General features: G+C 71.6%; 21 protein-coding genes and 1 pseudogene. 17 read left to right on the top strand and 5 right to left on the bottom strand.

What is annotated here, in order from left to right; translation table 11 throughout:
* Positions 1-255, top strand: a pseudogene (locus tag H7A73_RS14505) (hypothetical protein); the annotation flags it as partial.
* 160 nt (positions 256-415) lie between these two features.
* On the opposite strand, the gene H7A73_RS14500 reads toward H7A73_RS14505, so the two are convergent.
* Positions 416-928 (bottom strand): hypothetical protein, encoded by a 513-nt coding sequence (locus tag H7A73_RS14500; RefSeq protein WP_182066612.1) that lies wholly within the window; start codon positions 926-928, stop codon positions 416-418.
* A 138-nt stretch (positions 929-1,066) separates the two neighbouring features.
* Here H7A73_RS14500 and H7A73_RS14495 point away from each other — a divergent pair, with 138 nt between their 5' ends.
* The 9 genes from H7A73_RS14495 to H7A73_RS14455 all read left to right on the top strand — a co-directional run bounded on the left by H7A73_RS14495 (position 1,067) and on the right by H7A73_RS14455 (position 12,129).
* Entirely contained in the window at positions 1,067-1,621 is a 555-nt protein-coding gene (locus tag H7A73_RS14495; protein WP_182066611.1) for a DUF805 domain-containing protein, read from the top strand.
* Between the two features lie 9 nt (positions 1,622-1,630).
* A complete protein-coding gene (locus H7A73_RS14490) occupies positions 1,631-2,473 on the top strand; it encodes a PhzF family phenazine biosynthesis protein (protein WP_182066610.1) in 843 nt (280 codons plus the stop codon).
* Between the two features lie 214 nt (positions 2,474-2,687).
* Positions 2,688-4,046 carry an extracellular solute-binding protein gene (locus H7A73_RS14485; protein ID WP_182066609.1) on the top strand — a complete coding sequence of 453 codons (1,359 nt, stop codon included), beginning with the start codon at positions 2,688-2,690 and terminating at the stop codon, positions 4,044-4,046.
* 107 nt (positions 4,047-4,153) lie between these two features.
* Positions 4,154-5,104, top strand: coding sequence for a carbohydrate ABC transporter permease (locus H7A73_RS14480; RefSeq protein WP_110894824.1), 951 nt, complete (start codon positions 4,154-4,156; stop codon positions 5,102-5,104).
* 5 nt (positions 5,105-5,109) lie between these two features.
* A complete protein-coding gene (locus H7A73_RS14475; RefSeq protein WP_371830315.1) occupies positions 5,110-6,003 on the top strand; it encodes a carbohydrate ABC transporter permease in 894 nt (297 codons plus the stop codon).
* A gap of 105 nt (positions 6,004-6,108) precedes the next feature.
* Positions 6,109-9,162: an alpha-mannosidase gene (locus H7A73_RS14470; RefSeq protein ID WP_182066608.1), complete on the top strand. Its 3,054-nt coding sequence runs from the start codon at positions 6,109-6,111 to the stop codon at positions 9,160-9,162.
* 340 nt (positions 9,163-9,502) lie between these two features.
* On the top strand, positions 9,503-10,462 hold the full coding sequence (locus H7A73_RS14465; protein ID WP_182066607.1) for a hypothetical protein: 960 nt from the start codon (positions 9,503-9,505) through the stop codon (positions 10,460-10,462).
* A gap of 73 nt (positions 10,463-10,535) precedes the next feature.
* Entirely contained in the window at positions 10,536-11,276 is a 741-nt protein-coding gene (locus H7A73_RS14460; RefSeq protein ID WP_182066606.1) for a histidine phosphatase family protein, read from the top strand.
* Entirely contained in the window at positions 11,266-12,129 is an 864-nt protein-coding gene (locus tag H7A73_RS14455; protein ID WP_182066605.1) for an NAD(P)H-hydrate dehydratase, read from the top strand. Before H7A73_RS14460 ends, H7A73_RS14455 begins: the two co-directional genes overlap by 11 nt.
* A gap of 131 nt (positions 12,130-12,260) precedes the next feature.
* Here H7A73_RS14455 and H7A73_RS14450 read toward each other — a convergent pair whose 3' ends face one another.
* A complete protein-coding gene (locus H7A73_RS14450) occupies positions 12,261-12,698 on the bottom strand; it encodes a YdeI/OmpD-associated family protein (RefSeq protein ID WP_182066604.1) in 438 nt (145 codons plus the stop codon).
* A 184-nt stretch (positions 12,699-12,882) separates the two neighbouring features.
* Here H7A73_RS14450 and H7A73_RS14445 point away from each other — a divergent pair, with 184 nt between their 5' ends.
* Genes H7A73_RS14445 through H7A73_RS14430 form a run of 4 tightly spaced genes read left to right on the top strand, consistent with a single transcriptional unit; the run spans position 12,883 to position 17,019 of the window.
* The gene (locus H7A73_RS14445; protein ID WP_182066603.1) at positions 12,883-14,028 is read left to right on the top strand and encodes an ABC transporter substrate-binding protein; all 1,146 of its coding nucleotides are present in this window, start codon (positions 12,883-12,885) and stop codon (positions 14,026-14,028) included.
* 5 nt (positions 14,029-14,033) lie between these two features.
* Entirely contained in the window at positions 14,034-15,041 is a 1,008-nt protein-coding gene (locus H7A73_RS14440; protein ID WP_259362923.1) for an ABC transporter permease, read from the top strand.
* The gene (locus tag H7A73_RS14435) at positions 15,038-15,952 is read left to right on the top strand and encodes an ABC transporter permease (RefSeq protein WP_182066601.1); all 915 of its coding nucleotides are present in this window, start codon (positions 15,038-15,040) and stop codon (positions 15,950-15,952) included. The genes H7A73_RS14440 and H7A73_RS14435 overlap by 4 nt, the downstream gene beginning before the upstream one ends.
* The gene (locus H7A73_RS14430; RefSeq protein ID WP_182066600.1) at positions 15,949-17,019 is read left to right on the top strand and encodes an ABC transporter ATP-binding protein; all 1,071 of its coding nucleotides are present in this window, start codon (positions 15,949-15,951) and stop codon (positions 17,017-17,019) included. Before H7A73_RS14435 ends, H7A73_RS14430 begins: the two co-directional genes overlap by 4 nt.
* Before the next feature lie 181 nt (positions 17,020-17,200).
* Here H7A73_RS14430 and H7A73_RS14425 read toward each other — a convergent pair whose 3' ends face one another.
* The gene (locus H7A73_RS14425; protein ID WP_182066599.1) at positions 17,201-17,680 is read right to left on the bottom strand and encodes an NUDIX hydrolase; all 480 of its coding nucleotides are present in this window, start codon (positions 17,678-17,680) and stop codon (positions 17,201-17,203) included.
* A gap of 60 nt (positions 17,681-17,740) precedes the next feature.
* Here H7A73_RS14425 and nagB point away from each other — a divergent pair, with 60 nt between their 5' ends.
* Complete coding sequence (gene nagB, locus H7A73_RS14420) at positions 17,741-18,526, top strand: glucosamine-6-phosphate deaminase (RefSeq protein WP_111032302.1); 786 nt, start codon at positions 17,741-17,743, stop codon at positions 18,524-18,526.
* A gap of 15 nt (positions 18,527-18,541) precedes the next feature.
* Here nagB and H7A73_RS14415 read toward each other — a convergent pair whose 3' ends face one another.
* Both H7A73_RS14415 and H7A73_RS14410 read right to left on the bottom strand, forming a co-directional pair.
* Entirely contained in the window at positions 18,542-19,717 is a 1,176-nt protein-coding gene (locus H7A73_RS14415) for a MalY/PatB family protein (RefSeq protein ID WP_182066598.1), read from the bottom strand.
* A gap of 44 nt (positions 19,718-19,761) precedes the next feature.
* The gene (locus H7A73_RS14410) at positions 19,762-20,334 is read right to left on the bottom strand and encodes a TetR/AcrR family transcriptional regulator (protein WP_182066597.1); all 573 of its coding nucleotides are present in this window, start codon (positions 20,332-20,334) and stop codon (positions 19,762-19,764) included.
* Between the two features lie 77 nt (positions 20,335-20,411).
* Between H7A73_RS14410 and H7A73_RS14405 the strand changes: the two genes are divergently transcribed.
* Together H7A73_RS14405 and H7A73_RS14400 are read left to right on the top strand one after the other, a co-directional pair.
* A complete protein-coding gene (locus H7A73_RS14405; protein WP_220456626.1) occupies positions 20,412-21,302 on the top strand; it encodes an SDR family NAD(P)-dependent oxidoreductase in 891 nt (296 codons plus the stop codon).
* A gap of 101 nt (positions 21,303-21,403) precedes the next feature.
* Positions 21,404-23,851 (top strand): GH92 family glycosyl hydrolase, encoded by a 2,448-nt coding sequence (locus tag H7A73_RS14400; protein WP_259362922.1) that lies wholly within the window; start codon positions 21,404-21,406, stop codon positions 23,849-23,851.

Genomic DNA, 23,851 nt, shown 5'->3' with positions numbered 1-23,851 from the left:
GTGGTGGCTGCTGATGGGACGGTTCGGGTGACGATCCCGGCGGACACGGCGGCTGGTGTGCACCGGTTGGCGGTGACGGCTGCGGACGGGAGTCTGATCGGTTGGACCCCGATCACGATCACCGTGGATGGGCAGCTCGCGTTCACGGGTGCTGCGGGCCTCGGTACCGGTGCGTTGGTGGCGTTCCTGTTGCTCGCGGCGGGTGCGGGTGTGCTGGTCGTGCGTCGCCGACGGAAGGCTGCGGCTGCGGAGTAGTCCCCAGTCCCCACGGGGTGGATGGTGTGCAGCAATGGTCGGGTCCGCAGGTGGGGACCCGACCATTCCTGCTCACGATGCGCGGTGGGCGCGACCGCGTGACGGGCGGGAGGCGCGGTGCGGGGCCGCCACGCGCCTCCAGGCCGGTGGGTGGCTGCGGTCAGTCCGCCGACCCGTGCATGGTCTGGGTGTCGTCCTCACCGGGGATGGCGTCCTTCGTGGTCCAGCCGTACCAGCGGCCGTCGATCTCGGTGACCGCGCGACCGTCGCCGCAGGTGACCAGGCCCTTGGTCGGGAGCTCCTCGGGCAGGAAGTCGGCGGTCATCGCCGTGCCGCCGTACGACTCGTCGAGCGGGGCGCAGTCGTCCACGTCGACGCCGTCCTTCGACGCGAACCCGATGACGTACCCGGGCTGGGAGACGTGGAGGCGGACGCCGATGTCCTTCGCGTCCTCCGGCACCCACTTCGGCATGAAGAACGCCAGATCCTCGGACTCCCCGGAGCGCGGGGCGTCGGAGTACGCGTCGAAGTGCTTCTCCGGGGTCTTGTTCGGCACGATGTCCTGGATCGCGCTGCAGCCGGCGGTCAGCAGCAGGGCGGACACCGCGGCAGTGGAGGCGAGGGCGAACCGGAGGGTGCGGCGGGCGGTGGTGGGGCGCGTGTCGGTGCTCATGGATCCAGTCTCACGACGGACGCATCGCTGAAACATCACGTGCGCACCCGGAAGCGGTCGGGGGTTACCCCCACCCGCCACGCCGCGCCTGCCGAGGAGTGCTCAGGAGCGCCCAGGTCGCACCGGTAAGCAGGTTCGGTGCACCAGACGCAGCAGCCACCCGTCGGGGTCCCCTGGCATCAGGCCACCTTCACCGCCTCGTTCTCGCGGTTCTGGCGGGGGTACGTCGTGTTCCGCGGACGTGCCGCTCGTGCCGAGTTCTGGTGGTGGGCGCTGTGGTGGGCGATCATCTCCGCTGCGATCAACATCGTGTACGGCGTCGGACTCTTCATCACGCCGCCGACCATGCCGAGCCCGGACGAGACGCGCGTCATCGACCAGGCGATGCAGTCCTTCAACCCGTTCCCGGTCTGGTGGTTCCTGCTCACGTCGATGCCGGTCTTCGCCAAGGTCGCGCTGGGGGTCTTCGTGGTCGTCGGGCTCGCGGCGCTGCTGCCTTGGATCGCCATCGCGGTGCGGCGGCTCCACGACACGAACCGATCCGGTTGGTGGGTCCTGCTGTACCTCGTGCCCGCCGGCGGCATCGCGCTCGCCGTGTTCCTCGCGCTGCCCTCGGAGCCACCCGCGGTGCCGCAGCCGTCCGGGCCACCCGTCGGTGATCGGCCCGCGCACCCGGTCGTGACGCCGCAGTAGCGTCGGGGCATGCAGCAGGAGATCCTCCGGTACACCGCCTTCGCCGCCGAGCCGGGCGGAGGCAACCCCGCCGGGCTCGTGCTCGACGCGGCCGGGCTGTCCGACGACCAGATGCTCGCGATCGCCCGGCAGGTCGGGTACCCCGAGACCGCCTTCGTCGTGGGTGCCACGTCGACCGGGCCGCGGGTCCGCTACTTCTCGCCGAGCGCCGAGGTCCCGTTCTGCGGGCACGCCACCGTCGCACTGGCCGTCGCGTTGGCCGAGCGGGAAGGAGCGGGCCGCCGGGTGTTCACGACCCTGGCCGGCGGAGTCGCCCTCGACGCGACCGTCGGTGCGGACGGCGCGGTGCAGGTCGCGATGACGAGCGTCGAGCCGGCGACGCGGGACCTCGACCCGGCCCTGCTGGCGCGACTGTTCGACCTGCTCGGACTCGAGGCAGCCGACATCGCTCCGGGGTTCCCCGTGCTGGAGTCCTTCGCCGGCAACTGGCACCCGGTCCTCGTGCTGCACGACCGCGAGCTGTTCCACCAGTTCCGGTTCGCGCCGGACCCCCTCGCCGAGCTGAAGCGCGAGGCGGGCTGGGCGGGGACCGTCACGGTGCTGCACCGCACCGGCGACCGGGAGTACGAGGCGCGCAACCTGTTCCCCGCCGGGCGCATCACCGAGGACCCGGCGACCGGGTCGGCTGCGGCGTCCACCGGGGCGTACCTGCGGCGGATCGGGGCAGCGCAGCCGGGTGACCGCATCACGATCCGGCAGGGGCGGCACGTCGGGCGTCCGAGTCTGCTGCTCGTGGACGTGCCCGAGGCCGGCGGGATCACGGTGACGGGGAGCGCGACCCCGATCTCCTGACGGACGTTCCTTCCCAGAACGCGCGCGATGGGAAGCGGGATCGGGCGTACCTGGTCGAAACTTCCGACCCGGTACGCCCGATTCCACTCGGTACGCCCGAATCCGCCCGGCGGCCTCCTCCAGAAACTCCTTGACACGGTTAAGTCAATACGGTGGACTAATCCTGCGCGCGGGCGATGGTGCCCGCGGACATCACCCGTGCAAAGGAGCACCGATGAAACGCACCCGCATCATCGCCGGACTCGCAGCTGTGGCCGTTGCCGCGGTCGGTCTGGCTGGCTGCTCGAGCTCGGGGTCCGCCTCGAGCGACACGATCAAGATCGCGTACCAGAAGTTCGGCGCCTTCCAGCAGCTCGACGCCCAGATGAAGGTCGTCAAGAAGCAGTACGAGAAGGACAACCCCGGCAAGAAGGTCACCCTCGTGCCCATCCAGGCGCAGGGCAACGACTACTACACGAAGCTCGCGCTCATGAACAAGGCGCCGGCCACCGCCCCGGACGTCATGTACGAGGACACGTTCCTCGTCAAGGCCGATGCCGAGGCGGGCTACCTGCTGCCACTCGACGAGTACACGGACAAGTGGGACGAGTGGGACCAGTTCTTCGACAACGCCAAGCAGGCCGGGCAGGGTGACGACGGCAAGATCTACGGCGTCCCGATGGGCACCGACACCCGAGCCCTCTGGTACAACAAGGACATCTTCAAGAAGGCCGGGCTCGACGTCCCGTGGAAGCCGAAGACGTGGGACGACGTGCTCGCGGCGGCGAAGACCATCAAGGACGAGCAGCCCGACGTCATCCCGTTCAACATCTACTCGGGCAAGGCGCAGGGCGAGGCCTCGACCATGCAGGGCTTCGAGATGCTCCTGTACGGTGCCGACGGCCCCGGCGACACCCTGTACAAGGACAAGAAGTGGGTCACCGGCTCGAAGCAGTTCGAGGACTCGCTGCAGTTCGTGAAGGACGTCTACCAGGGCGGCCTCGGCCCGACACCGCAGCAGGCGCTCGACACGAACGTCGGCACGACCATTGCCCAGACGTGGCTGCCGAAGGGCAAGCTCGCGATCGACCTCGATGGATCGTGGCAGTCCGGCACGTGGCTGAAGTCCGGCACCGCGCCGTGGCCCGAGTGGAACGACGTGATGGGGCAGGCACCGATGCCGACCCAGAACGGGCAGGCTCCCGGCTACAACTCGATGTCCGGTGGTTGGACCCTGGCGGTCGGCGCGAAGTCGAAGAACCCGCAGGCGGCGTTCGACTTCATCACGAGCTTCCTCGACAAGGACGGCTCACTGAAGTACGACACCGAGAACAGCCAGATCGCGGTCCGGAAGGACGTCGCGGACGACCCGGCCTACACGGCGGCGAACCCGACGTTCAAGTTCTTCTCGGGGCTGGTGGAGAACACCAACTTCCGCCCGGCGACGAGTGACTACTCGCAGGTGTCCAACGCGATCCAGGTCGCGATGGAAGCGGTCATGACCGGTCAGCAGTCGCCGAAGGACGCGGCCGCCGCCTACGACAAGGCCGTCACCCAGGTGGTCGGCAAGGAGAACACCGTCGCCGCTGGTTGACGGACGTCACCCACTGACGGCCGGGAGGCGCGGGGCGGTCCCGCACCGCGCCTTCCGGCTGCCTCTCCCCACCTTCGGAACCCCTCCGCACCCGGAAGGCACCCATCGTGTCCAGCACCCCCCTCGCGCCGACGCTGTCGGCGCCCGGTGCGCCGAAGCGCACCGATCCACCCGTGCCGCGCAAGCGGCGACCACTGCGGAACGTCGGACGAGCGGTCCCGCTCCTGCCCGCCCTGGTCCTCCTCGTCATCTTCCTGCTCGGCCCCGTCATCTCGTCGTTCTACGGGTCGTTCACCAACTCGGCACTGACCGGTGCCAGCGCGGCCGACCAGCAGTTCGTCGGGTTCCAGAACTACGTCGAGCTGTTCCAGGACCCGGACTTCCCGAAGTCCGTCATCCTGACCGTCGTCTTCCTGCTGGCCTCGGCCGTGGTGGGACAGAACGTGCTCGGCCTCGGGCTGGCCCTGCTGATGCGTTCGGCGAACAAGGCGGTCCGGGCGATCGTCGGCACCTTCGTGGTGGCCGCGTGGGTCCTGCCGGAGATCGTGGCGTCGTTCGCGGCGTACGCGTTCTTCAACGACGAGGGGACGCTCAACACGTTCCTCGCGTCGATCGGGATCACCGGCGCGAACTGGCTCTACACGTACCCGATGCTCGCCGTGATCCTGGCCAACATCTGGCGCGGCACCGCGTTCTCGATGCTCGTCTACTCGGCCGCCGTGCAGGAGGTCCCCGAGGAGATCACCGAGTCCGCCGAGGTCGACGGAGCCACCGGCTGGCAGCGGCTCGTCTACATCACGCTCCCGGTGATCCGCCGGAGCATCTCGACGAACCTCATGCTCACGACGCTGCAGACCCTGTCGGTCTTCACGCTGATCTTCGTGATGACCGGCGGCGGCCCGGGCACGAACTCGTCGACCCTGCCGATCCTGGCGTACCAGGAGGCGTTCAAGTTCTCGCAGCTCGGCTTCGGGACGGCGATCGCGACCATCCTGCTCGTGGTGGGGGCGGTCTTCTCGATCATCTACATCCGAGCCCTCAAGCCGGAGGTGGACTGATGGCCATGACAGCCCCGTCCCTCGACCAGACCACCACCCGCTCGGTGACCGCACCGGGGTCGATGCACATGACGTCACCGCGCGGCCGCACCATGCGGTGGGTGTCGAACGTCGTGCTGCTCGTCATCGCGGTGTGCTTCGCGGTGCCGCTGCTGTGGCTCGTGCTCGCCTCGTTCGACACCCAGGCGTCGCTGTCGGTGAAGCTGCCCTCGCAGTTCACCCTCGACAACTTCGCGAAGGTGCTCACCCCCGAGCTGTCGTTCATCCCGCTCGCGAACAGCCTGCTGCTCTCCGGCGGCACCGCGGTCGTCACCGTGGTGTTCGCACTGCTCGCCGCGTACCCGCTGTCCCGGTACAAGATGCGCGTCAACAAGCCGTTCCTGTACAGCATCCTGTTCGGCACCGGTCTGCCGATCACCGCGATGATGGTGCCCGTCTACGCGCTGTTCGTGTCGCTCAACCTGATCGACAACGTGTGGGGCTGCATCTTCTTCCTCGCCGCCACGTCGCTGCCGATGGCGATCTGGATGGCGAAGAACTTCATGGACTCGGTGCCGATCTCGCTCGAAGAGGCGGCGTGGACCGACGGCGCCTCGATGCTCACCACCCTGACCCGCATCGTGATCCCGCTCATGCGTCCGGGCATCGCGGTCGTCTTCATCTTCGTGTTCATCCAGGCGTGGGGGAACTTCTTCGTCCCGTTCGTCCTGCTGCTCTCGCCCGAGAAGGTGCCCGCCGCGGTGAGCATCTTCAACTTCTTCGGGCAGAACGGGGCGGTGGCCTACGGCCAGCTCGCCGCGTTCTCGATCGTCTACTCCGTGCCCGTCATCGCTCTCTACGTGATCGTGTCCCGAGGCCTCGGCGGCGGCAACGCCCTCGCCGGCGGCATCAAGGGCTGACGCCGGCCCCCACCCCCGCAAGACACCGGTGTTCGCGCGTCGAACACCCGCGAACCGCGGTTCGATCCGCGAACACCGGTGTTCCGCGAACCAGAAAGGAAGCACATGCACCAGGACGAACCGCTCGTCGAGGCCCGGATCGCCCGCCTCGTGCGCGACCGCGTCGACCCCGCCGTCCTCCGTCGCTCGGCGCCGGTGACGATCGAGGCGTGGGAGGTGCCGGGCGAACCGGTGCCGTTCGACGCCGCCGTGGGCGAGACGTACACACCGTTCACGGTGGGGTCGCACTGGGGCGGACGCCCGTGGGGCACGACGTGGTTCCGGGTGACCGGTACCGTGCCGGCGGACTTCGGCACCGCGCCGGGGACCACCGCCGAGCTCCTCGTCGACCTGGGGTTCACCAAGCGGCAGCCCGGGTTCCAGGCCGAGGGACTCGCGTTCCGCGCCGACGGCTCCACGATCAAGGCGATCGAGCCGCGGAACGACACCGTGCCGCTCGAGGTCGGCCCGGGGGAGTCCTTCGAGCTCTGGATCGAGGCCGGGGCGAACCCGGACATCGGCGGCGACTCGTTCCAGGGTGCGACGCCGCTCGGCTCGCGCTCCACCGCCGGCGACGACCCGATCTACCGGCTGAAGGCCCTGGAGGTCGTCGAGCGCGACGACACCGTGTGGGAACTGCAGCAGGACCTCTGGGTGCTGCGCGGGCTCATGGCCGAGCTCCCGACCGACGGCACCCGCGGCGCCGACATCCTGCGGGCGCTCGAACGGGCCGCCGACGCCCTGGACCCGGACGACGTCGCCGGCACCGCCGCGGATGCCCGGCAGGTCCTGGCGCCCGTGCTCGCCGTCCCCGCCAGCCCCGCCGCCCACCGTGCGATCGCCGTCGGGCACGCCCACATCGACTCCGCCTGGCTGTGGCCCGTGCGCGAGACGAAGCGCAAGTGCGCGCGGACGTTCTCGAACGTGCTCGACCTGATGGACCGCGACCCCGACTTCACCTTCGCCTGCTCGTCCGCGCAGCAGTACGCCTGGATCCGCGACGAGTACCCCGAGGTCTTCGCCCGCATCAAGCAGCGGGTCGCCGAGGGCCGGTGGATCCCGGTCGGCGGGATGTGGGTCGAGTCGGACACCAACCTGCCCGGCGGTGAGGCCCTGGCCCGCCAGTTCGTCGCCGGCAAGCGCTTCTTCCTCGAGGAGTTCGGCATCGACACCCCCGAGGCCTGGCTCCCCGACTCGTTCGGCTACTCGGGCGCCCTGCCGCAGATCGTCCGCGCCGCCGGGTCGAAGTGGTTCGTCACCCAGAAGCCGTCGTGGAACGAGACGAACGTCATCCCGCACACCTCGTTCCACTGGGAGGGCATCGACGGCTCGCGCGTCCTGACGCACCTGCCCCCGGCCGACACCTACAACTCCGACGTCTCACCAGCCGACCTGCGCCGCGGCGAACGGAACAACAAGGAACGCGGCACCGCGAACACCTCGATGCTGCTCTACGGCTTCGGCGACGGCGGTGGCGGTCCCACCCGCGAGATGGTCGGCGCGGCACACCGCCAGCACGACCTCGACGGGTCGCCCCACGTCACGCTCGGCACGCCGGCGCAGGTGTTCGAGCAGCTCGAAGCCGAGCTGCCGACACCGGGGGTCTGGTCGGGGGAGATGTACCTCGAGTTCCACCGCGGCACCTACACGTCGCAGATCCGCACGAAGCAGGGCAACCGCCGTTCCGAGCACCTGCTGCGCGAGGCCGAGCTCTGGGCGGCGACGGCGGCCGTCCGGCTCGGGAGCGAGTACCCGTACGCCGAGCTCGAGGACGCCTGGCACACCGTCCTGCTCCAGCAGTTCCACGACATCCTGCCGGGGTCCTCGATCGCGTGGGTGTACGAGAACGCCGAGGAGCAGTACGCCCGGGTCGCCGAGGTGCTCGAGGGGCTGATCGGCAGCGCGACGACGGCGCTCGCCGCAGGCGGGAGCGGGAGCGGGACCGGAACCGGTGTCGTCGCCGGCACCGCCGGCGACGCCGCGTCGGTCGTGCGCTTCAACGCCTCGCCGGTCGCGGCAGGGGACGTGACCGCCCTGGCAGGTTCGGTCGTCCACGCGCCGCGACCCGTGCCTCCCGTCCGGAGCGGCGACCGCTTCGTCTTCGACACCGGCGTCGTCACCGCGACCATCGACGCCGCCGGCCACGTCGTCTCGTTCGTCGACCACGCCACCGGACGCGACGCGATCGCGCCCGGCGCCGCTGCGGCGGAGTACACGGTGTTCCGGGACACCCCGAACCAGTGGGAGGCCTGGGACATCGACCGCGCCTACCAGCGCAACGGCACGGTGCTGTCGGCGTCGTCGGTCGCGATCGCAGGCGACGAGCTCGTGGTGGAACGGTCCTTCGGATCGTCGACGCTCACCACCCGCTACTCCGCCGTGCAGGGCGAACCGGAGCTGAGCGTCGAGACCGAGGTCGACTGGCACGAGCACCAGAAGCTGCTGAAGCTCGCGTTCCCGATCGACGTGCTCGCGTCGTCGGCCTCGAGCGAGATCCAGTTCGGGCACATCGACCGGCCGACGCACCAGAACACCTCGTGGGACCACGCCCGCTTCGAGACCGCGGCACACCGATGGGTGCACGTCGCGGAGCCCGGGTTCGGCGTCGCCGTGGCGAACGACTCGACCTACGGCCACGACATCACGCGCGAGACCCGGCCGGACGGTGGGATCACCACGCTCGTGCGGGAGTCGCTGCTGCGCGGGCCGACGTTCCCGGACCCGAACGCCGACCAGGGGCACCACGTGTTCCGGACGGTGCTGCGGATCGGGGCCTCGGTGCTCGACGCCGCCGACTCCGGGTACCGGCTGAACCTGCCGGTGCGGAGCGTCCCCGGGTCAGCCGAGGTCGCGCCACTCGTCACGGTGTCGTCGCCGCAGGTGTTCGTCGAGGCCGTCAAGCTCGCCGAGGACCGCTCCGGAGACGTCGTCGTGCGACTGTACGAGGGGCTCGGCGGCCGGGCGACGGACGTCGGGGTCTCCTTCGGGTTCGACGCTGCAGCGGTGTCGCAGGTCGACCTGCTCGAGCGGCCGCTGGAGCGCTCGTGGTCGGCCGGGGAGCCGGTCGTGCTGACCCTGCGTCCGTTCGAGATCGTGACGCTGCGCGTGCGTCGGGCCTGAGGCAGCGGGCCCGGCGTCCGGTCGGGGAGAGACCGCGGCGCCGGACGGGACACGGGTGCGTTCCGTCCGGCGCCGTGTTGCGTGCGGTGGGTGGGCGGGCGCGTGGGCGGGCGCGGGTGGGCGCGGGTCGGGTCGGGCGTACCTGGTCGAAACGGGCGTACCTGGTCGGGTCGGGCGTACCTGGTCGGAACTTCCGGCCAGGTACGCCCGATCCCGCTTGGCATCGCGGCCGTTCTGGGAAGGAACGGCTCCCCTCCACAACCGCCCAGCCCTGGAGGCCCGTCCACAGTTCCCGACATCGGCCCCAGGAGCGGGTGGCTGAGCGGGCATCGTCACGTGCATGAACGAGTCGCTGCCCATCCTCCGAGCCTCTGCCATGCACGAGACCGGCCTCGACGCCTCCACCCTGCGCCGCCGAACCCGGACGCAGGGGGCAGGCCGCCTGGTCCGGGTCGGACCGAACGCCTTCGTCGACGGCGCTGCGTGGGACGCCGCCGGGCCTCGTCAGCGCTACGTCGCCCGGGTCTTCGCGCGGCTCGGTCGACTCGGCACGCGGGCGACGGCGTCGCACCTGTCCGCCGCGGCCGTGCACGGTCTCCCGGCGCTCGGCGGGTGGGACGTCCCCGTGCACGCGACGGTGCCGGAGTCGATGTACCGGGGCAGGAGCGCCGAGCTGGTCCTGCACACGAGACCCGTGGGCCGAGTCGAACGGGTCACGGTCGGTGCGATCGCGGTCACCTCCGTCCCCCGGACCGTCGTCGACATCGCGATGTCCGGCGACCTGCGGGCGGGCGTCGTGATCGCGGACGCCGCGCTGCGCCGTGGCGTCGACGCAGCCGACCTCCGACGTGCGGTTCCTCCGAAGGCCCGCGCCCGAGTCCTGGCGCAGCTGGTGCTCGACCTCGCCGATGCTCGCTCGGGGTCACCGGCCGAATCGCTCGCTCGGGTCGTGTTCCGGGAGCTCGGACTGCCCGCGCCGGTGCTGCAGCAGGAGTTCGTCGTGGACGGTCGCCGGTCCGCAGTCGACTTCTGGTTCCCGGACCACGGGGTCGTCGTCGAGATCGACGGACGGGCCAAGTACTCCCAGGAGCGCTCCCTGGGCGGCCGGAGTCCGACCGAGGTGTTCCTCGACGAGAAGCGGCGGCACGGTCGGTTGCTCACCGTGCCGGGTGTCCGGACGATCATCCGGCTCGAGTGGCGAGACCTCTTCGACCTCGATGCGCTGGCACTGCGACTCCGGGCGGCGGGGCTGCCGTGCGCGGTCCGTCCGGTCCGGAGTGCTCGACGCCGCACGGGGTGACCGCTCGACGCCGCGCGGGGTGACCGTCCGGCACCGGTGAACCGGCACAGCACGCTCTGGCTAGCGTGGCGGCATGGCAGTGCAGGAGATCTGGCTCGTCCGTCACGGCGAATCGGTCGCGAACGTCGCAGCGGCCCGGGCCGAAGCCGCGGGCGACGACGTGATCGACGTCGAGTTCCGGGACGCCGACGTCCCCCTCAGCCCGCTCGGCACCGATCAGTCTCGAGCCCTCGGCCAGGAGCTCGCCGACCGCGGGATCGACGACGTCCCCGTCGCGCTGTGGGTGTCGCCGTACCTCCGTGCGCAGCAGACCATCGCGATCGCGCTCGAGGCAGCCGGCCTCGCCGAACCCGAGAAACGGGTGGACGAGCGGCTGCGCGACCGCGAACTCGGTGTCCTCGACCTGCTGACCCTGCAGGGCGTCCGCAACCGGTACCCGGACGAGGAACGCCGCCGGCAGTGGCTCGGCAAGTACTACCACCGGCCGGCGGGTGGGGAGTCGTGGGCCGACGTGATGCTCCGGCTCCGGTCGCTCCTCGGCGACGTCGATCGGCTCGACGGTGCCGAGCGCCTGGTGATCGCCGCGCACGACGCCGTGGTGATGCTCGCCGTCGCGGTGTGCCTCGACCTCGACGAGCCGGCGCTCATGGAGTTCGCCCGGACCCACGCGGTCGCGAACGCCTCCCTCACCCGCCTGCGTCGCGACGAAGCCGGATCGCCGTGGGTGCTCGAGGAGTTCTCGTCGGTCGGGCACCTGGACGACGACGAGGTCACCCAGCACACCGGCCGGAAGGACGACGAACATGTCCGCTGAACCCGTCACCCCGAACTTCCTGCGGGACTGGCCACTGCCCGAGCCCGGTGCCGGCAAGTACGGCCGCGGGCAGGTGCTCATCGTCGGCGGCGCCGCTCGGACCCCTGGCGCGGCGATGCTCTCCGCGCTCGCCGCACTCCGGGTCGGCGCCGGTCGTCTCACGCTGGCGGTCGGCCGGAGCGTCGCGAACGAGGTCGCGGTCGCCGTACCCGAGTCCGGGGTCGAACCCCTCGACGAGGACCAGGACGGACACATCGCCGTCGGTGCGATCGAGGGCATCGCGGACAGCGCCTCGAGTGCCGACGCCGTGCTGGTCGGCCCGGGACTCGACGACCCGGACGGTTCGCGCGACCTCGTGGCCGGGCTCGCCGACGTCGTCGGTCCGCAGACCACCGTCGTGCTCGATGCCTTCGCCCTCGGGGTGGCCGCCGACGTGCGGGACCGCCTGGAACCGCTGCGTGGCCGGCTCGTGATGACCCCGAACTCCGGCGAAGCCGAACGCCTGCTCGGGCGGGAGTGCAGCGACGACGACGTGGCCGACGCCGTGGCGATCGCGAACCGCTTCGGAGCGGTCGTGGCCCTCGGTGACGCCATCGCCACACCGCAGGGTCGGGCGTGGCTCAAGGGCACCGGTTCCGGTGGTCTCGGCACGAGCGGTAGTGGCGACGTGCTGTCCGGCGCGGTCACCGGTCTGCTCGCCCGCGGCGCCGATCCGGCACAGGCCGTGGCGTGGGCGTCCTACGTGCACGCTGCCGCAGGCGACCGACTCGCGGTGCAGGTCGGGCCGCTCGGGTACCTGGCGAGCGAACTCGTGACCGAGATCCCGCGGGTCCTGGTCGAGCTCGGGGCCTGAGCGCGCCCGTTCTTTCCCAGAACGCCCGCGATACCTGGTGCTTCCGGGCATACCTTGCGAGAACTTCCGACCAGGTACGCACGAAACGACCAGGTACGCCCGAAACGACCAGGCGGCCCGACCCCGCACCGCTACCCCCGTAGGGACTCCACGGCCTTCTCGATCCGGCGGGCGCGGGTCTCCGGGGCCTTCGCCTGCGTGACGGGGTCGGCGAGTGCCCGCTGCCGCGAGTTCGACAGCGTGTCGAACGCCGAACGCACGCCGGCCTCCTGCAGTGCGGCGGCCAGGTCCTCCGGCAGGTCGACGGTCCGGGGCAGGGTGTCGACCTCGAGTGCGACCTCGACGGTGTCGCCGGCGGCGATCCCGGCGGCCTCACGGTGCGCGGCCGACAGCGGCACCAGGAACTGCTCGTTCATGACCCCGACGGTGGACCGGTAGGTGTAGCCCCGGTTGATCGTGACGACCACCGCGGGGCGCTTGCCGGATCCGAGCGCCTCGATGACGGACTCCGGGACGGGGAGTCCGGTCGCCGTCTTCCGTGCTTGCAGGACCGTCGTCGTGAACCGCATCCGTGCCTCCAGGCCTGGTGTGGGCGCGACCGTGCGCCCAGAACGAGCAAATCGTACAGCCGCACCCGCTGTTCCGCCGCCGTTCACCACCGGAGCACGGGCCGGAAACCGGCCGCGTCCACGATCGACCAGAACCCGGACCCCCGGTCACCGCAGCACCTTCCCCCACCCGAAAGGCCCACCCGTGCAGCACAAGCGCACCCTGGCCGGCATCGCCCTGGCCGCCGCAGCGATCGTCACCCTCGCCGGATGCTCGGCGACGAGCTCCGCGACCGCCGGCTCCGACGGCGACGCCGACTGGAAGACCGCCACCAGCGCCGAGTCCGCCGGCGGCATGGACGCCCTCGTCACGGCCGCCAAGGCCGAGGGCCAGTTGAACGTCATCGCGCTGCCGCCGTCGTGGGCCAACTACGGCAAGATCATCGACGGCTTCACCAAGAAGTACGGCATCAAGATCAACTCCGCGAACCCGAACGGCTCGAGCGCCGACGAGGTCGCCGCCGTGAAGTCGCAGCAGGGCCAGTCCACCGCGCCCGACGTGCTCGACCTCGGCAACGCGGTGCTGCAGGAGAACCTCGACCTGCTCACCGACTACAAGGTCGCGAACTGGGACGACATCCCCGGCGACCTGAAGGACAAGGACGGCGCGTGGACGCGCGACTACACCGGCCTGATGTCGATCGGGTACGACTCGTCGAAGATCTCCGACGCCCCGAAGGACCTGCAGGACCTGCTCGGCAGCGAGTACAAGGGCAAGGTCTCGATCGCGGGTGACCCGACGCAGGCCAACCAGGCAGCATCGGCCGTGTACCTGGCGGCGCTCGAGAACGGCGGCTCGGCGGACGACATCACGAAGGGCGTCGACTACTTCGGCGACCTCAAGAAGGCCGGCAACTTCCAGAACGTGCTGCCGACGCAGGCCACGGTCGCCTCGGGCGAGACCCCGGTCGTCATCCAGTGGTCGTACAACAACCTGGCGTGGGGACCGGCAGCGGGCGCGAGCGGCAACAAGGACTGGAAGACCGTCGTCCCGAAGGGCCAGGCGCTCGGTTCGTACTACTCGCAGGCCATCACCAAGGACGCGCCGCACCCCGCGGCGGCCCGCCTGTGGCAGGAGTACATCGCCAGCCCGGAGGCCCAGAACCTGTACCTGCAGGCCGGCGCCTTCCCCGCGACCCTGTCGGCGATGGAGAAGTCCGGCAAGGTCGACCAGGACGCCCTCGACGCCGCCGGCGGTGCGCCGAAGGACTACGTCGAGCTGACCGACGCGCAGGTCGCCGACGCCGCGAAGGTGCTCAAGGCCAAGTGGTCCTCGACGATGGGGTCCTGAGCAGCATGACCACCGCATCGGCAGACGCACCCGCGCCCGCGCCGGCGACGAGCGGCACAGCCGCGACCGATGCCGCACCGGCGACGAGCGCGACGAGCCCCGTGCGCCCGACGTCCGCGCGAGCGTCCGCCGATGCCGTCCGACGCAGCGCCGGACCCCGTGTCCGGCGCCGCGTCGGCCTCGCCTGGCTGGGGCTGACGCCCTTCGCCGCCTACGTCCTGCTGTTCCTCGCCGTCCCCGCCGTGATCGCGATCGGCAGTGGTTTCTTCGACGGCTCCGGTGCGTTCACGTTCGCGAACCTCGCGGCCTTCGCCGACCCGTCCGTGCTGCGGGCGTTCGGCGGGTCGTTCGGCCTGTCGGCCGCGTCCGCGGTCATCGGTGCCGTGCTCGGCGCGGTCGTCTGCTGGGCGCTCTCGGCACTGCGGCCGGACGGGCTGGTCCGGTCGATGATCGACTCGGCGGCCAGCGTCCTCGCCCAGTTCGGCGGCGTCATGCTCGCGTTCGCGTTCATCGCGACGATCGGCGTGCAGGGCCTCGTCACGACGTGGTTGGTCACGGTCTTCCACGTCGACCTCAACGCGGACGGCGCCTTCCTGTACACGGTGCCCGGGCTCGTGATCCCCTACGTCTACTTCCAGGTGCCGCTCATGGTCCTCACGTTCATGCCCGCACTCGAGGGCGTCCGGCCCGCGTGGGGCGAGGCCGCCGCGACCCTCGGCGCCTCGCGCCTGACGTACTGGCGCCGGATCGCGTTGCCGGTGCTGGCGCCGGCGTTCTGGGGGTCGCTCCTGCTGCTCTTCGCGAACGGCTTCTCGTCGTTCGCCACCGCCGCGGCCCTCATCTCGCAGGGCGGCATCGTGCCGCTCACGATCCGCACACAGCTCACCAGCGAGACGCTCGTCGGCCTGCAGAACGTCGCCGGGGTGCTCGCGTTCGGCATGGTGGTCGTGATGGCGGTCGTGATGGGCGCCTACTCGCTGCTGCAGCGCCGTGCCGCCAGGTGGCAGCGATGAGCGCGGCGGCCCCGGTGCGGCCGGTGCGGCCGGCGCAGCCGGTTCGGTTCGGAGGCCCGTCCCGCGTCCGCCGCTTCGGCACGGCGCCGTCCCGTGGCGCGGCAGCGATCGTGCTCACCGTGATCGGGCTGCTGTTCGCCGTCCCGCTGGTCGCCCTCGTGCAGTTCACGTTCCGGCAGGGCACCGACGGCGGCCTGACCTTCGCGCACTGGGCAGCGATCGGCGACCCGGCCAACGCGTTCACCTACCAGCCGGTGTTCGACGGGCTCGGTGCGTCGCTGTTCATCGCCGTGATCACCGTCGGGATCGTGCTGCTCGTGCTGCTGCCCGCCCAGATCATCACCGCGCTCCGCTACCCGAGGCTCCGACGCATCCTGGAGTTCGTCTGCATCGTGCCGATCACCGTGCCGGTCGTGGTGCTCGTCGTCGGGTTCATCCCCGTGTACCAGGTCGTCTCGCAGGTCTTCGGCTCCGGCGCCTGGACGCTGGCGTTTGCGATCGGCATCGTCACACTGCCGTTCGCGTTCCGCCCGATCGCCGCCGCCATCACCGCGATGGACCTGATCGTCCTGTCCGAGGCGGCCCGCTCGCTCGGTGCCTCGTGGTGGACCGTCACCTGGCGCGTGCTCCTGCCGAACCTGCGTCGGGGCATCACCGCCGCGTGCTTCCTCACGATCACCGTGGTCCTCGGCGAGTACACCCTCGCCGCGTTCCTCTCCCGCAGCACGTTCCAGACCGGGCTCGTGCTCGTGCAGGGGACCGACCCGTACGTCGCCGCGATCTTCTCGGTCGCCGCGCTCGTGTTCGGCTTCGTGCTGCTCGTCCTCATCGGCCGCATCGGGACCCGTCGCACGGGCCCGGTCGGCCGCACCCGCACCACCCGTCGTCCCCGCACCCAGGAGTCCGCATGACCGTCACCGCTCCGGCAGCCCCGGCCTCCCTCGCCACCACCGGTGCCGTCGTCGAACTCCACGCCGTCGAGAAGCACTACGGCGCGCACCGGGCGCTCGCGGGACTGTCCCTCCGTGTCGAGCCGGGAGAGTTCGTGTCGCTGCTCGGCCCGTCCGGCTGCGGCAAGACGACGGCGCTCCGCGCGCTCGCGGGCCTCGAGGCGATCGACGCCGGTTCGATCCGCATCGACGGCCAGGACGTGGCCGACACCCCGGTCGACAAGCGCGACATCGGCATGGTGTTCCAGCAGTACTCGCTGTTCCCGCACATGACGGTCCGGCAGAACGTCGCCTTCGGCCTCGAGATGCGCCGGGTCCCCGCCGTCGAGCGCAGGAGCCGCGTGGTCGAGGCCCTCGACATGGTCCACCTCGGCGAGTTCGCCGAGCGCTACCCGCACCAGCTCTCCGGCGGGCAGCAGCAGCGCGTCGCCCTGGCTCGTGCCCTGGTCACCCGGCCCCGTGTGCTCCTGCTCGACGAGCCGCTGTCGGCCCTGGACGCGAAGGTCCGGGTCTCGCTGCGCGACGAGATCCGCCGCATCCAGAGCGACCTCGGCATCACCACGGTGTTCGTGACGCACGACCAAGAGGAGGCACTCGCCGTCTCCGACCGGATCGCCGTGATGCAGGCGGGCGACATCGAGCAGATCGGCACGCCCGAGGAGCTCTACCGCACGCCGTCGTCGGCCTTCACGGCGGACTTCGTCGGTCAGTCGAACCGGCTGCAGGGCGATCTGCGCGGGGGCGACGTCTTCGTGTACGGGTTCCGGGTGCCTGCCCTCGACTCCTCGGCCGCTGACGGGCCGGTGCTCGCCTACGTCCGGCCGGAGGACATCGCCTTCGCCCCCGAGGGCGTCACCGGCACCGTCGTCACCTCGAGCTTCCTCGGGTCGATCCGCCGGACGACCGTCCGCCTGGACGACGACACCGTCGTGACCGTCCAGCACGAGGTCGGCGACCGCCGGGTCACCGGCGACCCCGTCGCCGTGCGCCTGCTCGGCGCACCGGTGGCGGTCGCACCGCTCGGCTAGCACCCGGCCCCGCCCCCGCACGGAAGCGACAGTTCTCGCCGGCCTCGGCCCGTCCTCGCCGTGAAGGCGACAGTTCCCCGCTGAAGGTTCGCGGCCTGCTGTCGCTTCCGCGGGGTGGTCGCGACCGACTGCGGACGGGAGGCCCGTGGCGGTCCGGCACCGCGCCTCCAGGCAGGTGGGGTCAGCGCTGGAAGCGCGCCTCGCGCTCGTCCGCCAGCCCGGCCTCGACGCGTGCCCGCATGTTCTCGGACATGTCGGGCAGGGCGTCGACCCGAGCCCAGAACGCCTCGGTGTTCTCGCCGTCGGCGGGGTTCGGCGTCCCGGAGACGTACCGGCAGGCGAAGACCAGATCGAGGTACTGCGACCGGTCGCCGTTCGGGTAGGTCATCTCGGGCAGCACCTGCACCCACGCCAGGCGTTCGGCGACGGCGACGACGTCCGCTTCCTCGAGGACCTCGCGCTCGGCGGCGACGGCGGGTTCCTCGCCCGGGTCGACGATCCCGGTGACCGGGGTGTACGCGCCCGTGTCGGCCCGTCGCACCACGAGCAGTTCGCGGTCGGCGCCGGAGCCGCGCGTCACGATCGCGCTCACGCCGGACAGCCAGAGCGGCGCCGTGCCGATCTTCTCGCGCAGGGACAGGACGAAGTCGGGGGTCGGCATGCCCTCACGCTACCCACACGACCCCTGTCGGAGACTGGTCATGACCAGTAGGCTGGCCGTGTGGAGATCATCATCCTGCCCACGCCGGACGAGGTCGGTCGCGTCGCCGCGGCCAAGATCGCGTCCGTCGTCGCCAAGAAGCCGTCCGCCGTCATCGGTCTCGCCACCGGATCCAGCCCCCAGGGCATCTACACCGACCTGCAGCGCCGGGTGCAGGCGGGCGAGATCTCGTTCGCCGAGGCCCGTGGGTTCGCCCTCGACGAGTACGTCGGCATCCCGCTCGAGCACCCCGAGTCGTACGCGGCCGTGATCGCCCGCGACGTCGTGGCACCGCTCGGCTTCGACGCCTCGCGCGTGCGGGTGCCGGACGGCCGCGCCGCCGACCTGGAGTTCGCGGCCAAGGAGTACGACGCAGCGATCCGTGCCGCGGGCGGGATCGACGTGCAGATCCTCGGCATCGGGGCCAACGGCCACATCGGGTTCAACGAGCCGACCTCGTCGTTCGCCTCGCGCACCCGCATCAAGACCCTCGCACCGTCGACCCGTGACGCCAACGCGCGCTTCTTCGACTCGCCCGAGCAGGTTCCGACGCACTGCATGACGCAAGGGCTCGGCACCATCCTCGAGGCCCGCGAGCTCGTCCTCGTCGCGCAGGGCGCGTCGAAGGCGGCGGCCGTCGCCGCTGCGATCGAGGGCCCGCTCAGCTCCTTCGTGCCCGGTTCGGCCCTGCAGCTGCACGAGCACGCGACCGTCGTCGTCGACGAGGAAGCCGCCGCCGGGCTGCAGCTCGCCGACTACTACCGCTACACGTACGCGAACAAGCCGGCCTGGCAGCGGTTCGAGTAGGCCCCGGGCCCGAGTTCAGGCGCGCGCGGCTGCGGCGAGGCGGCTGAGTCCCTCGTCGAGGGTCTCTGCCGAGCACCCGAAGTTCAGCCGCGCGAACCCCCGGCCCTGTCGTCCGAACGCCGGGCCGGAGCCGAGCGCCACCTTCGCGCGGTCGACGAGCTCCGCCGCGGGGTCGTCGCCCCACGGCAGCGACCGCAGGTCGAGCCACGCCAGGTACGACGCCTGCGGCTGCCGGTACTCGGCGCCGGGCAGCACGTCACCGATCCGCTCGGCCAGGGTGCGCCGGTTCGCCGCGAGCTCCGTGAGCAGCGAAGCCAGCCACGGCCCGCCCTCGCCGAAGGCCGCGACGCTCGCGGTGTAGCCGAGGATGCCGGTGCGCTCGACGACCTCGGTGGGCAGTCCGTCGAACCAGGCGCGGGCCCGCTCCGAGGCGCCGATCATCAGCGCGCACTTGGTGCCGGCGAGGTTCCAGGCCTTGCTCGCACTCGTCAGGGCGACGCCGAGCGACGCGGCCTCGGGGCAGGACTCCAGGAACGGGGTGAACACCGCGTCGGCGTGCACGAGCGGCGCGTGGATCTCGTCGGACACCACGACGGCGTCCCACTCGGCGGCCAGCTTCGCGAGTGCGACGAGCGACGCGCGGTCGTGCACCAGCCCGAGGGGGTTGTGCGGGTTGCAGAGCAGCACCGTGCGGGCTCCGTCGGCGAACGCCCGCGCGAGGCCGTCCAGGTCCATCCGCCAGCCGGCCGTGGTGTCGAAGGGGTCGGCCGGGCCTGCGGGGGCGAGCAGCGGGACCTCGGTGACGGTGCCGCCGGCCTCGGACACGTACTCCCAGAACGGCGGGTACACGGGCGGCATGATGACGACCTGGTCACCCGGCTCGATGACCCGGCGCAGCACCTCGACCGCGGCGACCGACACGTCCGTGGTGGTGCGGACCAGGTCCGGGTCGACCCGCCATGCCCACCGGCTCTCCGCGAAGTCGGCGAACGCCTCGGGCAGGGCCCGCCCGTGCCCGACGTACCCGGTGTCGCCGTTCGTCACCGCCGTGACCAGGGCGTCGCGGATCGGTTCCGCGAGCATGCTGTCCATCTCGGCGACGAACATGGGGAGCACGTCCGGCGGGTAGGCCGTGTACTTCTCGCTCGTGCGGGACCGGTACGCATCGAAGACGGACACCATGACGCTCATGCGCCCATCCTGACAGCGAGGCACGCGGGGCGCGAGGGTGGTGGTCAGGCCGGGCGGAGGCCCGCCAGCAGCACCTCGACGTAGCGCTCGGGGTCGTGCACCCGGGAGCCACCCGCCACGGTGGCCGCCCGCATCCCGCACAGCAGCCGTCGCAGGTCGTCCGCGTCGACGTCCGCACGCACGAGCCCCTCGGCCCGCGCCCGCGCGAGCAGCGCGTCGACGGACTCGACCAGGTCGCCAGCGAGCGCCGCGGTGTCGGCGCACGAGAACCCGCCGTTCGTCAGCAGGTCGCCGAGGGCGGCATCGTCGACCATGCTCCGGAACGCAGCCGTCACGACCCCCCGGAGCGCGTCCGCCGCGTGGGGCAGTGCGACGGCGACACGGACGAGGTCGAGCATGTCCTCGAGCGCGTCGATCGCGAGCGCCTCGAGCAGGTGCTGCTGCGACGGGAAGTGCCGGTAGGCGGTCCCGACACCCACACCGGCCTCGTGCGCGACGGCGTTGAGGAGCGGCTGCTCGCCCCGCTCGAGGTACGACCGGGCGACGTCGAGCAGCGCGGTCCGGTTGCGCTGCGCATCGGAGCGCAGCGCTTCGGGTCGGGCCATCGCGATCGTCATCCGGACACTCTATCCGCTTGTGCTAGCGTTCCGGATGGATCATCCGATTGCAGACGACGAGTGAGCAGGAGACGAGCATGGACACCTTCGAGTGGGAACCGTCAGCGATGCCCGACCAGCACGGCCGGACCGTGGTGGTCACCGGCGCGACCGGCGGGCTCGGGCTGGTGGTCGCGACCCGGCTCGCTGCCGCCGGAGCGCGCGTCATCGCGGCGGTCCGCAACCCCGACAAGGCGGCTCGCGTCCTGCCCGTCGGCCTGGAGGCGCGGGTCGTCGACACCGCGTCGGTCGCCTCGGTCACGGCGTTCGCCCGGCAGCTCGTGGCGGAGGGCATCGTCGTGGACGCCCTCGTCAACAACGCCGGCGCGACGCTGGGCGCGTTCGGGCTGACCGACGAGGGCATCGAGCGCACCTGGGCCACCAACGTCGTCGGCCCGGCCGTGCTCGCCGACGCGATGCTCCCGGTGCTCGGCGGACCGTCGCCCCGGGTCGTCCTCGTCGGGTCGAACCTGTCGCAGCGCACCCGCCGCGTGCCCGCACCGGGCGGGGTGGACGATCCGAGCGACTACTCCCAGCTCGCCGTGTACACCGACTCGAAGACGGCGGCGACCGCGCTCGCGGTCGACCTCGGTGAGCGGCTCCGCGCGGCCGGCTCGGACGTCCGCTCGGTCATCGCACACCCCGGCATCGCGGCGACGGGGATGAACGACCAGGCCGAGACCCTCACGCAGCGCCTCGGCGGCGTGATCGCCCGCAGCATGGCGCGGACCGCGGAGGACGGCGCTCGCTCGACGCTCTGGTCGGCCACCGCGCCGGACGTCGCCGAGGGGGTGTTCGTGGGGCCGGCGCTGCGCCGGGGGGACCGGCGGCTGCACGTCGTGCCCGTCCGCGGGGCCGCCGCCGACCCGGTGTTCCGGCAGCGGGTCCGCACCTTCGTCGACGAGGTCGCCGCGCGTACCGTCGTCTGACCGGGCGGGGCCGGGCCCGTCGCCGAACCCGACGTGAACAGCGGGAGAGCGCTCGGTGTCCGGTCGAGCGTCCCCCGTCCGAGGGGGCTAGCGTCACGGACGTGAACCGATCTCGCGTGCACCGCCGCCCGCTCGTCCGCCCCCTGCCGCTCGCCGCGGTGGCCGCGATCGCCGCCCTCCTCGGCACCGGGGTCGTCGCGGCCCCGGCGGAGGCCGCGCCCGCCGCGCACGTCGGCCGACCGGTCACGGACCCCGCCCGGTACGTCGACCCCTTCATCGGCACGAGCGGTGACGGCAACACGTGGCCCGGCGCCACCGCGCCGTTCGGCATGATGCAGTGGAGTCCGACCGGCACCGCGGGCGACCAGACCTCGACCCCGGTCGCGAACGGCTACTCGTACGACGTGAACCGGCTGCGCGGCTTCAGCCTGACCCACCTGAACGGTGCCGGGTGCGCGCCGGGTGCTGCCGGGGACGTCCCGATCATGCCGGTCACCACCCCGGTCACGACCTCGCCGTCCGCCGACTCGAAGGACGCCGTCTACGCCGCCGGGTACTCCCACGGCCAGGAGTCCGCGAGCCCCGGCCGCTACGGCGTCACGCTCGACAACGGCGTCCGCACCGACCTCGCCGTGACGACCCGTGCCGGCGTGGGCGCGTTCACGTTCCCCGCTGGCAAGGACGCGAACCTGCTCTTCCGCACCTCGAACTCGATCAACGGCAGCGAGGCCGCGACCACCCGGGTCGACCCGCGCACCCGCACGGTCAGCGGCAGCGTCCTGACGGGCGGCTTCTGCAGCCGTCGCGCGAACGGCGGCGGCGCCACCAACCCGGACCGCCGCAGCTACTACCGCCTCTACTTCACCGCGACCTTCGACACGGCGTTCGCGAGCACCGGCACCTGGAAGGACGGCACGGTCCAGCCTGGAGGCACGTCCTCCTCCGGCGGGGAGGGCTACCTGACCGGCGCCGAGCGCGCCGGACGCGGCTCCGGCGCGTGGGTGGGCTTCGACGCGCGTCGCGGAGCGACGGTGCAGGCGAGGATCGGCATCTCGTACGTGAGCGCGGCCGGAGCCGTCGCCAACCGTGACGGCGAGGTGACCAAGCGCTCGACCGTCGCCAGCGTGGCGGCCGGCACACGGGCCTCCTGGAACCGTGAACTGTCGCGCCTGCGCGTCGGTGGCGGCACGGCGGACCGGACCACCCAGCTGTACACGTCCGTGTACCACGCACTCATGCAGCCGAACACGCTGAACGACCGCGACGGGCGCTACCTCGGGCCCGACCTGCGGGTGCACCGGATGGACCGCGGACACCGGGCCGTCTACGGCACGTACTCCGGGTGGGACCAGTACCGGGCGCAGATCCAGCTGCTGGCCCTGCTGCGGCCGGACGTCGCCGGGGACATGGCGCAGTCGATGCTGCGGTTCGCCGAGCAGAACGGCGGGGTGTGGGACCGGTGGCTGCACCTCGGAGCGCCGACGCACGTGATGACCGGCGATCCCTCGGCCGCGACGCTCGCCACCTGGTACGCCATGGGCGTCCGGAACTTCGACGTCCGGGCCGCCTACGCCTCCCTGAAACGCCAGGCGACGGTCGAGAACACCGACGCCGAGAGCGACATCGGGTGCCCGGGACAGTGCCTGGCGCAGCGGCCCGCACTCGACGAGTACCTGGAGCGGCAGTACGCGGCGAACGACGACTGCTCCTGCTGGGGTGGGGCCGCCGAGACCCTCGAGGACTCGATCTCCGACAGTGCGCTCGGGTACTGGGCGGGTTCCCTGGGGCTGCGCTCCGACGCCCGGATGTTCGCGGAGCGCGGGACCTACTGGAAGAACACGTTCAACGCGGCCGTCGGCTACCAGGCCGCTCGCCAGGCGGATGGATCGTGGACGCCCGGCTGGTCGCCCTCGACCGGAACCGGGTTCGCGCAGGGCACCAGCGCGCAGTACACCTGGCTCGTGCCGCAGGACGTGCAGGGGCTGTCGACCGCGCTCGGCGGTGACGACGCAGCGACCGCTCGGCTCGACGACTTCTTCCACGACAGCACTGGTGCGTTCGCGGTGACCGGTGGCGACGCCACGAAGTTCGACCCGACGAACGAGCCCGACATCCACACGCCGTGGATGTACAACGCGCTCGGCAAGCCCTGGAAGACGCAGGAGACCGTGCGGCAGGTCGTGGACGACGCCTACTCGACCGGCCCCGGCGGGCTGCCGGGCAACGACGACCTCGGCACGATGAGCGCCTGGTACGTCTTCGCCTCGATCGGCCTGTTCCCGCAGACGCCCGGTCGTGCCGACATGCTCATCGGCAGCCCGACGTTCAGCACGGTCGACATCCGGCGCTCCAGTGGCCAGCGCATCGTCATCCGGTCCTCGGGGACCGAGCCGTACGTGCAGGGCGCCCGATTGAACGGGTGGACACACGAGCGGTCGTGGGTGCCGGCGTCGTTCGTGACGCGCGGCGGCACGCTGTCGCTCCGGGTCGGGGAGACGGCGGACACGTCGTGGGCGAGCGGCGAGCGGGGGCGCCCGGTCGACCGGTGA

It is taken from the genome of Curtobacterium sp. ME12 (assembly GCF_903970855.1).
Lineage (GTDB): Bacteria > Actinomycetota > Actinomycetes > Actinomycetales > Microbacteriaceae > Curtobacterium > Curtobacterium poinsettiae_A.
Note: the sequence above shows the minus strand (reverse complement) of the source record. Positions and strands in the feature narration are given on the sequence as shown.